General features: G+C 65.0%; 12 protein-coding genes and 1 pseudogene. 4 read left to right on the top strand and 9 right to left on the bottom strand.

What is annotated here, in order from left to right:
* Window positions 1–49: 49 nt before the first annotated feature.
* The 7 genes from DFP89_RS19185 to DFP89_RS19155 all read right to left on the bottom strand — a co-directional run bounded on the left by DFP89_RS19185 (window position 50) and on the right by DFP89_RS19155 (window position 6,637).
* A complete protein-coding gene (locus DFP89_RS19185; protein ID WP_114350927.1) occupies window positions 50–340 on the bottom strand; it encodes a hypothetical protein in 291 nt (96 codons plus the stop codon).
* 416 nt (window positions 341–756) lie between these two features.
* Window positions 757–2,253, bottom strand: a complete 1,497-nt coding sequence (gene purF / locus DFP89_RS19180) for an amidophosphoribosyltransferase (protein WP_114350929.1) — start codon at window positions 2,251–2,253, stop codon at window positions 757–759.
* Window positions 2,254–2,388: 135 nt separating this feature from the next.
* Window positions 2,389–3,015, bottom strand: a complete 627-nt coding sequence (locus DFP89_RS19175; RefSeq protein WP_114350926.1) for a CvpA family protein — start codon at window positions 3,013–3,015, stop codon at window positions 2,389–2,391.
* A gap of 55 nt (window positions 3,016–3,070) precedes the next feature.
* A complete protein-coding gene (gene radA / locus DFP89_RS19170) occupies window positions 3,071–4,435 on the bottom strand; it encodes a DNA repair protein RadA (protein WP_114350925.1) in 1,365 nt (454 codons plus the stop codon).
* 92 nt (window positions 4,436–4,527) lie between these two features.
* Window positions 4,528–5,718, bottom strand: a complete 1,191-nt coding sequence (locus DFP89_RS19165; protein WP_114350924.1) for a UbiH/UbiF family hydroxylase — start codon at window positions 5,716–5,718, stop codon at window positions 4,528–4,530.
* A 7-nt stretch (window positions 5,719–5,725) separates the two neighbouring features.
* Window positions 5,726–5,920, bottom strand: coding sequence for a hypothetical protein (locus DFP89_RS19160; protein WP_114350923.1), 195 nt, complete (start codon window positions 5,918–5,920; stop codon window positions 5,726–5,728).
* Window positions 5,921–5,950: 30 nt separating this feature from the next.
* On the bottom strand, window positions 5,951–6,637 hold the full coding sequence (locus DFP89_RS19155; RefSeq protein ID WP_114350922.1) for a pyrimidine 5'-nucleotidase: 687 nt from the start codon (window positions 6,635–6,637) through the stop codon (window positions 5,951–5,953).
* A gap of 65 nt (window positions 6,638–6,702) precedes the next feature.
* On the opposite strand from DFP89_RS19155, the gene DFP89_RS19150 reads away from it, so the two are divergent.
* From DFP89_RS19150 to DFP89_RS19140, 3 genes are read left to right on the top strand one after another with little or no spacing between them, the layout of a single operon-like run.
* Window positions 6,703–7,338, top strand: a complete 636-nt coding sequence (locus DFP89_RS19150; protein ID WP_114350921.1) for a GntR family transcriptional regulator — start codon at window positions 6,703–6,705, stop codon at window positions 7,336–7,338.
* Window positions 7,339–7,388: 50 nt separating this feature from the next.
* On the top strand, window positions 7,389–7,961 hold the full coding sequence (locus tag DFP89_RS19145) for a DNA-3-methyladenine glycosylase family protein (RefSeq protein ID WP_114350928.1): 573 nt from the start codon (window positions 7,389–7,391) through the stop codon (window positions 7,959–7,961).
* Window positions 7,958–8,617, top strand: a complete 660-nt coding sequence (locus DFP89_RS19140; protein ID WP_114350920.1) for an alpha/beta hydrolase — start codon at window positions 7,958–7,960, stop codon at window positions 8,615–8,617. Before DFP89_RS19145 ends, DFP89_RS19140 begins: the two co-directional genes overlap by 4 nt.
* A gap of 211 nt (window positions 8,618–8,828) precedes the next feature.
* Here DFP89_RS19140 and DFP89_RS19135 read toward each other — a convergent pair whose 3' ends face one another.
* Complete coding sequence (locus DFP89_RS19135) at window positions 8,829–9,251, bottom strand: VOC family protein (RefSeq protein ID WP_114350919.1); 423 nt, start codon at window positions 9,249–9,251, stop codon at window positions 8,829–8,831.
* A 161-nt stretch (window positions 9,252–9,412) separates the two neighbouring features.
* On the opposite strand from DFP89_RS19135, the gene DFP89_RS19130 reads away from it, so the two are divergent.
* Entirely contained in the window at window positions 9,413–10,006 is a 594-nt protein-coding gene (locus DFP89_RS19130; RefSeq protein ID WP_114350918.1) for an HNH endonuclease, read from the top strand.
* A 142-nt stretch (window positions 10,007–10,148) separates the two neighbouring features.
* Here DFP89_RS19130 and DFP89_RS19125 read toward each other — a convergent pair.
* A pseudogene (locus DFP89_RS19125) lies at window positions 10,149–10,504 on the bottom strand (IS5 family transposase); the annotation flags it as partial.
* Window positions 10,505–10,733: the final 229 nt, after the last annotated feature.

The raw sequence follows: 10,733 nt of genomic DNA, 5'->3' as shown, positions 1-10,733 counted from the left end.
TGCCAGAGGTCATCAGCGGGGTTGAGTTCCGCGACGGCGTCCGCCACATTCAAGCTGCCGCCTGATCAAGCGTCACCAACTTTCGAGCATATCTCGCGCGGTCGAGGATCTGGTCGATGCCCGCCTTGCTGCCGAACCGGCCGTCAGCACAGAGTCCCGAGCGGCCAAGGCCGCACTGGCGCTGATCAGGCTCATGAGCGGTCAATCCGCGTCGCAAGACGAGCAGGAGGCGGTCAAGGCCGTCATCGAGAATGCGCAGAAGGTCGCAAAGCTGAGCCGACGCAATGCCATGATCGACGATATTCACAAGAAGCTGGCATCGGGCGAGCTGTCCGCCCATGTCGGCACGCTTACCGCCTGGGCCGATCAGGGTGTGAAGATGGAGATAGTGAGATGTACCACACCAATGTCTACGTCACCGAGAAATATACGGAGGTCTCGGCGTCCTTCTCGGCAAGTCTGAGCGGCGAGGTATTTTCCACCCTGCGCTGAAAGCGCGTTTCGGGTCTGCGCGTCGAGGATTGCCAACCGCCGCGAGAGGAAAGAAATCCGGTATCGAGGTTTGAAATAGCTGTTTCAGATGTGCTTTTGCACGACGATCCAGACATTCAAACGGGGAATAAACGCGAGGCGCGTATACTCCCCGTTTGAAGCGGCTAGATGTCTGCCTCGAAAGTTTTCACGGCAACGCACGAGCTGGGGCGATGACGCCCGCTCTGCGCTTCCGATACCTCGCGCCGCGACCGGCGGATCCGGTTATTCCGCCGCGTGGCCGGTCACCGGGCTGGGGGGCAGGTCCGATTTCATGCGGAACCCGCGCTCAAGCTGGTCGAACGGCGCCACCGGATATTCGCCCGAGAAGCAGGCATCGCAATATTGCGGGCAGGATTTGTTGCGGCCCTTGGCCTCGCCCACGGCGCGGTAAAGCCCGTCCAGCGACACAAAGGCCAGACTGTCAACGCCGATCCATTCGCGCATCTCCTCTTCGGACATCTGCGCGGCCAGAAGCTTGTCGCGGTCGGGCGTGTCGACGCCATAGAAACACGGCCAGGCGGTCGGCGGCGAGGCGATACGGAAATGCACCTCGGCGGCACCCGCGTCCAGGATCATGTCCTTGATCTTGCGCGAGGTGGTGCCGCGCACCACCGAATCGTCAACCAGCACCACGCGCTTGCCGGCGACCAGCGCCCGGTTCACGTTCAGCTTCAGCCGGACGCCCATGTTGCGGATCTGCTCGGTCGGTTCGATGAAGGTCCGGCCCATATACTGGTTGCGGATGATGCCCATGCCATAGGGGATGCCGCTTTCATGCGCATAGCCGATGGCCGCGGGCGTGCCCGAGTCGGGGACCGGGCAAACCAGATCGGCCTCGACCGGGGCCTCGCGGGCCAGCTCCACGCCGATCTGGCGGCGGGTCTCATAGACCGAACGGCCGCCGATGATGGAATCGGGGCGCGAGAAATAGACATGCTCGAAGATGCAGAACCGCCCGGTCGAGGGGCCGAAGGGGCGCGAGCTTTCGACCTCGCCCTTGGAGATGACGACCATCTCGCCCGGCTCGATCTCGCGGATGAATTCGGCGCCGATGATGTCCAGCGCACAGGTCTCGGATGCCAGAACAAAGCCGTCATCGCCGATGCGGCCCAGAACCAGCGGCCGCACGCCCAGGGGATCGCGCACGCCGATCAGCTTGGTCCGGGTCATGGCGATGACCGAGAACGCGCCCTCGACCCGGCGCAGCGCGTCCTTCATCCGTTCGGGAATATTGCGCTGGATCGAGCGCGCCATCAGGTGGATGATGCATTCGCTGTCCGAGCTGGACTGGAAGATCGAGCCGCGCTCGATCAGCTCGCGGCGCAGCGCCATGGCGTTGGTGATATTGCCGTTATGGGCGATGGCGCAGCCGCCCATGGCGAATTCGCCAAAGAAGGGCTGCACGTCACGGATCGCGGTCGCGGCCTTGGTGCCGGCGGTCGAATAGCGCACATGGCCGATGGCCAGCGAGCCGGGCAGCGTCTCCATCAGGCTTTGCTTGGTGAAGTTGTCGCGCACATAGCCAAAGCGATGGGCGCTGTTGAAGCCCTGCTCGGCATCATGGGCGACGATGCCGCCGGCCTCTTGCCCGCGATGCTGCAAGGCATGCAGCCCAAGGGCGACGAAATTGGCGGCATCCGTGACTCCGATTACGCCGAAGACGCCGCATTCTTCATGCAGGCGGTCGGAATCGAAGGGATGGGCAAGGAATGGCTGCATCATCACCGACTCTTGGGGTTCTGGGGCTTGGGCAGAATTTTCTGGTTCGGCGTCAATCTAGGGTGTCCGACCCATGAAGTCACGCCCCGCCGCCATGGCAGGGCGCATTTTTCTGTCACGAATCCATCATAAGTCTTAGTTTGTAGGCGCAGGAGCAGGTTCGGCGGCAGGTGCGGGCGTCGCGGTTCCCGCATCGACCGGCTCGCCGGCGGCGGGGCAGCTGCGCACCAGCTGCTCATAGCGGCTGACCACCCAGCCCGGCGCGTCCTGCGGAATCTGCTGGTCCATCTGGCCGCGCATCCGCTCGAACACCTGGGCCGAGCGGGAATTGTCCACCATCGCCACCGGCTGCGTTGCCATCACCCGGTCATAGACGATGAAGGCCACGGCAACCAGAAGGATGCCGCGCGCGACCCCGAACAGGAACCCCATGCCCTGATCGACGCCGCCCAGGGCCGAGCGCTGCACGACCGAGGAAAACAGCGGCGTGATGATCGAGAACAGCACCAGCGCCAGCGCAAAAACGGTGGCAAAGCCGGCGATCGTGCCCAGTTCGCAGCTATCGGCCAGGAATTTGTTGAGGCCGGGGATCTGCGCCACCATCGGCCGCACCGTCGGCGCGAAGATAAAGGCCAGCACCGCCGCGCCGATCCATCCCAGAATCGCCAGGGATTCGCGCACGAATCCCCGCGCATAGGCGAGGATCGCCGAGAGGATGATCACGGCCGCAACGATGCCGTCGATAATGGTAAAACCGTCCATGTTCACGCCCTTTCGCGGGGTTTTTCCGCGTTTTGCGGCCAGTTCACCCGCAGCCTCATCCGGCCCCGAATGTCTCGCCCACGAAGCTTGTCAGATCCGATACGCGGTCGACCCGCATCCCGGACACGCCCTCGACCTTGGTGGCCGCAGGCAGGATCGCCCGTGAAAAACCAAGTTTCGTCGCTTCTTTCAACCTGTTTTCGGCCTGAGAGACCGGACGGAGTGCGCCAGAGAGGCTGATCTCGCCGAAAAGGACAGTATCGGCGGGCAGCGCGACATCTTCGCGCGCGCTGAGAAGGGCTGCGGCAATGGCGAGATCGGCGGCCGGCTCATGGACCCGCATCCCCCCGGCAACATTGAGAAAAACGTCAAGCCCGGCAAAGGGAACGGCGCAGCGCGCCTCAAGGACGGCAAGGATGGTCGAGACGCGCCCCGAATCGAGGCCGACCACGGTTCGGCGGGGACTAGCCAATGTCGAGGGGGCGACCAGCGCCTGCACCTCGGTCAGGACCGGGCGCGTGCCTTCGATGCCGGCAAAGACCGCCGAGCCGGCATGGGGCTGGCCGCGTTCGGACAGAAACAGCGCCGAGGGGTTGGTGACCTCGGAAAGGCCGCCGCCGGTCATCTCGAAGACGCCGATTTCGTCGGCCGGGCCGAAGCGGTTCTTGTGGGCGCGCAGGATGCGGAACTGGTGGCCGCGCTCGCCCTCGAAATAAAGAACGGTATCGACCATGTGCTCGACGACGCGCGGGCCGGCGATCTGCCCCTCCTTGGTGACATGGCCGACCAGGATGATGGCGGTGCCACGGCGCTTGGCGAAGGTCACCAGCTCATGCGCGCTGGCGCGGACCTGCGCGACCGAGCCGGGCGCGGCCTCGATCTGGTCGGACCACAGCGTCTGGATCGAATCGATGATGGCGACATCGGGGCGTTCGGCATCGAGCGTGGTCAGGATGTCGCGCAGCGCGGTTTCAGCGCCCAGTTGCACCGGCGCATCGCCAAGGCCGAGCCGCTGGGCACGCATGCGGACCTGGGCGCTGGCCTCCTCGCCCGAGATGTAGACGGCCTGCTGGCCCGCACGGGCAAAGGCCGCGGCGGCCTGCAAAAGCAGGGTGGATTTGCCGATGCCCGGATCGCCGCCGACCAGAATGGCCGAGCCGGGCACCAGCCCGCCGCCCAGCACGCGGTCAAACTCGGCGATGCGCGATTGCGCGCGGGGCGGCGGGGCCTCTTGTGTGGCAAGGCCCGACAGCGGGATCGCCTTGCCCTTGAGCGTGCCGAGGCCGCGTCCGGGGCCCTGGGACAGCGGCGCTTCCTCGATGATTGTGTTCCAGGCGCCGCAGGCTTCGCAGCGGCCGGACCATTTGCGGTGGCTGGCGCCGCAGGCGGTGCAGGTGAAGGCGGTGATCGGTTTGGCCATGGCGGGTTGTCTGGCAGATTATGCGGTCGCGCGCCATGGGAAGCGCGGCTTTTGCGGCGCGGTCCCATGGATATTTGAGTGAAGAAGAAAGGTCAGCTGACGCCGAGCCCGGCGCGCATCATCACCCGGCGGACCGGGGCGATGGCGTATAGGCCGCCCAAGGCTGCGGCGCGCAGGTCGCGCAAGGGCCGCGCCGAGATCATGCTGGCGCGGTTCAGCGCGTCGATGCCCAGAAGCCGGGCCATGGCCTCGGGGCGGCGGCGGCGTTCGTAGGTCGCGAGCGATGCCGCGCTGCCCGGATCGCCGGCCGAGAGGTCGATCAGCGCGTTCAGGTCGGCAAGGCTCATGTTCAGGCCCTGCGCGCCGATGGGCGGGACGACATGCGCGGCCTCGGCGATCAGGGCGGTGCGCGGGCCGGTGAAACGGTCGGCGATCTGGCTGATGATCGGCCATTCGGTCAGGCGCGTCACCTGCGTCAGATGCCCGAGCACCCCGGCCGAGCGGATGTTCAACTCAGTCTCAAATGCCTCGCGGGGGAGCGCGCTGAGCCGGGCGGTTTCCGTGCCGCGCTCCATCCAGACCACTGCGGATGAGGGTTTGCCGTCGCGGTCGGGCAGCGGCACCAGCGTGAAGGGGCCGCCCGAGCGGTGGATCTCGGTCGAGACGTTTTCATGCAGGCGTTCATGGGTGACGGCAAAGGCCAGCGCCTTTTGGCCATAGCGCAGCGTGCGCGTGCCGATGCCAAGCGCCTGACGGACCGGCGAGTTGCGGCCATCGGCGCCGATCACCAGCCGGGCGCGGATGCGCGTGCCGTCGGTCAGCGTGGCCAGCGCCTCGCTGTCGCGGGCCAGGAGGCCGGCGGTGCCGGTGCCGGGCAGGAAGCGGACATTCTGCAATTGCGCCAGCCGGGCCGAGATCTCGCGCTTCAAAAGCCAGTTGGGCAGGTTCCAGCCAAAGGGCTGGTCCGAGATTTCGGCGGCGTCGAAATCGCGCGTCAGCCGTGCCTGCGACAGCTTCCCGCCCGCGTCGATGATGCGCATGACCTGAAGCGCGGTCGCATGGGGGGCGAGCCGTTCCCAGACGCCTGCGGCAGAAAGGACCGCGATCGAGGGATGCAGAAAGGCGGTGCTGCGCAGGTCCGAGCCTTGCGCCGCTTCCTCGGTCACTGGGGGGGCCGGGTCGACGCAGGTGACGCTGTGGCCGGCGCTGCCAAAGGCCGCAGCCGCAATCAGCCCGGCAATGCCGCCGCCCGAGACCAGGATATCGCTGTCTTCGAGCTTCATCTGCGGACTAGAGACCCGCCGCATAGGCAACCAGCATGCCATAGACACCGGCGGTGGCGGCAAGGCCGATCATGGTCAGCGCCGGCAGCCCCCAGAGCAGGAAGGCGATCACGCCCAGCACCAGCACGGTGAGCGCGAAGAAGAAAAGCAGGGTGGCGGTGCGCGCTTCGCTGCGCAGCTCCTCTTGGCTGGCCTGTCCCATGGGACCCTCCGGATTTTGATATGGCGTTGGTCAGATTTTAGCGGCGCTGCGGTTTTCGGCAAGGCCGCGCAGAAATTCCGTCAGATTCGCGGTCTGGTGATGGACATGCGGGCCGTGGTCGTAACCTACCCCCAGTTCGTCCGGGCCATGGCGGCCGTCGCCGACCAGAACCGTGCGCATGCCCAGCAGATGCGGGACGGCAAGGTTGCGGGGGTCGTCCTCGAACATGGCGGCGCGGGCGGGGTCGAAACCCTCGGCCTGGTGGACTGCGGCATATGCGCGCGCATCGGGTTTGGGGTGAAAATCGACATCGTCGATGCCATGGACGGCGTCGAACACCGCCAGCCCGCGATGTTCCAGCACCCGATGCGCATAGGCGCGGTCGCCATTGGTGTGGACGATCTTGCGGCCGGGCAGGGCGCGGATCAGGGCGGCCAGCCCGGGGTCGGGGGTCAGCCCGGAAAAGTCGATGTCATGGACCTCGCGCAGATAGGGGCCGGGATCGATACCGTGCTCGGTCATCAACCCCGCCAGCGTGGTGCCATGTTTGCGCCAGTAATGGTCGCGCAGCCGGTTCGCCTCGGGTTCCGGGACGCCGATTTCGCGCATGACATAGGCCGTCATGCGTTTCTCGATCTGCGAGAACAGCCGGGCTTCGGGTGGATAAAGCGTGTTGTCCAGATCGAAGATCCAGGTGGTGATGTGCTGAAAATCCATGGCTCTTGCCTAAACCGGCTGCGGGGTGCTTGCAATCGTCGCGGCCGTCGCGGATCGTGCGGCGCATGAAAGACGCCTATTCCCTGATCCTGTCGGCCATCGACAACGGCATCTACCGCCCCGGCGACCGTCTGGTCGAATCCGAGCTGGCCGAGCGTTTCGGCGTCTCGCGCACCCCGGTCCGCGAGGCGTTGCAGCGGCTGGAAACGCAATCCATGCTCAAGCGCGACGGGCGCAGCCTGATCGTCGCCACGCTGGACCACAACCAGCTGGCCGAGCTTTACACCGTGCGCACCGAGCTGGAGGCGCTTGCCGCCCGGCTGGCCGCCCGTCATGCCACCCCCGAGGAGATTCGCGTCCTTGCCGGCATGATCGACGAGGACCGCGCAAGCCTGGGCGATCCGGCGGCGCTGGCACGTGCCAACCGCCGCTTTCACCACCAGATCCATTTGGCCTCGCATAACCGCTATCTGGTGCAGCAGCTGAACCTTGTGCATCGCTCGATGGCGCTGATGGCCGGGACGACGCTGGCCGCCAAGGGCCGCGATTCGGTGACGCTGGACGAGCATCAGGCGATCGTCGATGCCATCGGCAAGCGCGATGAGACCGGGGCCGAGCAAGCGTTGCGCCGCCATATCTCGATGGCCTACGAGACCCGGCTCAAGGAGGATGCGCGCCTTCATGACGAGGGCGGCGCGTGACAGGGCTGATCCGCGACCCGGCCGATCTTGAGGCGGGTGCGGCGCATCTGATGCAGGTCTGCCCGGTCTGGGCGCGAGAGCTGCCGGCGCTGATGCCCCTGCCATTGCGGCGCTGGGACGAAGGCTTTGTCGCGATCCGCGATGCGGTGGTGGCGCAGCAGATCTCGACCAATGCGGCGAATGCGATCTCGGGGCGGATGGTGGCGGCGGGGCTGGCGGATGAGGCGGCGATTGCCGCAGCCGATGAGGACGCCTTGCGTGCCGTCGGCCTGTCGCGGCCCAAGATTCGCTATCTGCGCGGCATTTCGCAGGCCGGGATCGACTGGCCGGGCCTGCGCGATCTGCCCGATGACGAGGTGATCGCGCGTCTGACCGCCCTGCCGGGCATTGGCCGCTGGACCGCCGATATCTATCTGAAATTCGCCCTTGGCCGCGCCGATGCCTTTGCCGCGGGTGACCTTGCGCTGGCCGAGGCGGCGCGGCTGCTTTACGACCTGCCCGAGCGCCCCGGCCCTGCCGCCTTGACCCGGCTGGCCGAACCGTGGCGGCCCTGGCGCTCGGTTGCGGCGCGGGCGCTCTGGGCCTATTACCGCGTGGCCAAGGACCGAGAGGGGATCAGATGACGCGAGAGTTGAAATCGGGACGCAAGGGGCCGCAAAAAGCCGATACCGTGGTGGTGTTCCTGCATGGTTACGGCGCCGATGGGGCCGATCTCTTGGGACTGGCCGATCCGCTGGCGCCGCATCTGCCCCGGACGGCATTCTATGCGCCGAACGCGCCCGAGCGCTGCGTCAACAATCCCATGGGCTATCAGTGGTTCCCGATCCCGTGGATGGATGGTTCCTCAGAAGAGCAAGCCAAGGCATCTGCCGCTCAATCCTTTCAGGATATCAACGCGTTTCTGGACAAAATTCTTGTCGATGAAGGCATCCCCGCCGACCGGCTGGCGCTGGTCGGATTTTCGCAAGGCACGATGATGGCGCTGAGCGTCGCCCCGCAGCGCGAGCCGGAAATTGCTGGCGTGGTGGGCTTCTCCGGCCGTCTGATCGATCCCGAACAGCCGATCAATGCCAAGACCAAGCCGCCGATCCTGCTCATCCATGGCGACGAGGATCCGGTCGTGCCCTTTGACAGCATGGGCATTGCCGGCGAGGCGCTGCAGAATGCCGGCTTTACCGTCTATGGCCATGTGATGAAAGGCACCGGGCATGGCATCTCGCCGGATGGGTTGTCGGTGGCGCTGGCCTTCCTGAAAGAGCGGTTTTCCGCAAGGTCATAGGGTTTTGAATGAAATGGGGCTTGCATCACCTGATGCAGGCCTTACTTTTTCTGCAAGTGCTGAGGAGACACCGACATGGACCTGATCTTGTTGACTGCCGCCCTGATCCCGGCCAGCCTGATGGTTCTGCGTCTGGTGATGCCAGCGCCCAAGCGCGTCCCTGTGCGCGCCCGCGCCCGGCGCTGATCCCGGCGCCTTTTCTGATCTTCAGTCAGCCCCAGATGGCCGGGTCGGCGATCTCGATGGAGTTGCCAGCCGGATCACGGAAATAGATCGAGCGGCCGCCCTGCGGCCAGATGAAATCTGCCTCGATCTCAATTTCATGTGTTTCCAGATGCTTGCGCCAGCTATCGAATGTACTTTCTGCGGCGCTCATGCAGAAATGGCCCGGTCCGGTCGTGCCATGGGAGGGGACTGGCAGGCGTGCATCTGGTCGGAGTGGGACCCGCGTGGCTTCCGCGCGAAACACCAACAGGACCTGCGCGCCGCAGCGGAAAAACACATGCCGGCCGGGCAGGCGGGCGATCTCGGTCAGACCGATCACCTTGGTCCAGAAGCGCGCGGCCGCCTCCAGATCCTCGGCGTATAGCGCCGATTCCAATGTGCCCAAAAGCGGTGGCGGGGTTTGTGTCATGACCCCATCCTGCCAGAAGACGGGCGCCGCTGTCACCGGCCTGTCACGCCGCGCAGCTATTTGATCGGCAGCATATATTCGGGGACTTGCCAGCCGTCAGCCGCGATATATAGTCGGCGTTAAGGATTTGACGAGTTCCGGGCAAGGCAGAGCGAGGGCCGATGCTTGACGATCACGGAGACTTCCGAACCCAATTCGTGCGCGAGCCATCGGGCTTGCGTCGCAACCCGGCTCTTGTCCTGAATGCCGACTTCCGCCCGCTCAGCTATTACCCGCTGTCGCTCTGGCCCTGGCAAGAGGCGATCAAGGCGGTGTTTCTGGACCGGGTGCAGATCATCGCCGAGTATGACGAGGTGGTCCGAAGCCAGAGGCATTCGATACGCATCCCCTCGGTCGTGGTGCTGAAAGATTACGTAAAACCCCAGAAGCGCGCGGCATTCACGCGCTTCAATCTTTTTCTGCGGGACGAATTCTGCTGCCAGTATTGCGGCGCGCGGGGCGACCTGACCTTTGACCATGTGGTGCCGCGCTCACGCGGTGGGGTGACCAGCTGGGAAAATGTCGTCGCCGCCTGTTCGCCCTGCAATCTGAAAAAGGCCAACAAGTCGCTGAAGAATTCCGGCATGCGCCTGCGCCGCCCGGCGCGCCGCCCAACGCCCGAGGAAATGCACGCGGCCGGCCGGCGCTTTCCACCGAACCACTTGCATGAGAGCTGGATGGACTTCCTCTACTGGGACACTGAGCTGGACAGCTGAGCCGGTCGGTCAGGTTCGCTTGTGCGGGGCATGGTAAAAGCCCCAAGACGATATTGGGATGTCGGCTGTGATTCCGCGGATATCCCGTGATTGATTTCTAGCTTCTGAATCGCTCTGATCTAGGCTCCAGATACATTGATCCTCAAAGCCAGAAGATGACGGTTGCTGCGAGGGCGAGGGCGGTTAGGAAGGTCCCGGCGCATCTGTCGTAGCGGATCGCGATCCTGCGCCAGTCTTTCAGCCTACCGAACATGATCTCGATGCGGTTGCGGCGGCGGTAGCGCCGCTTGTCGTAGGGGGCAACCTTGCCGCGCGACTCCCGACCGGGATGCAGGGACGTATCCCCTTGCCTTTCAACGCTTCCCGGAACCAGTCAGCGTCATGGCCCCTGTCGGCGATCAACCATTCTGCGGCCGGTAGACTGCCCCAAAGGGCCGCGGCGGCGGTGTGATCGCTGACCTGGCCCGCCGTCATGAAGAACTGCAGCGGCCGTCCCCTGCGCGGGTGCGGCGGGCATCTCCGAAGCGGCAGCGGTGGAACTGATCGAAGGCGAAGGCGGGGGAGGATTTGGTCAGACGGCCAAGAGGGCCATCGGTCAAGCCTTCCGGTCGCTTACAGCGAGAGATGCAGAATGTTGATTGCCACTGAGATTTGACCCGGCATTGTCACCGAGAACTGACCCACCCAGTGGTTATGTTCTGCGTGTTATGATGGCGTCAATGCTAGT

The sequence above is a fragment of the Paracoccus lutimaris genome (assembly GCF_003337565.1).
GTDB lineage: Bacteria > Pseudomonadota > Alphaproteobacteria > Rhodobacterales > Rhodobacteraceae > Paracoccus > Paracoccus lutimaris.
The sequence above is the reverse complement of the archived record's forward strand: the minus strand, read 5'-3'. Positions and strand labels throughout refer to the sequence as shown.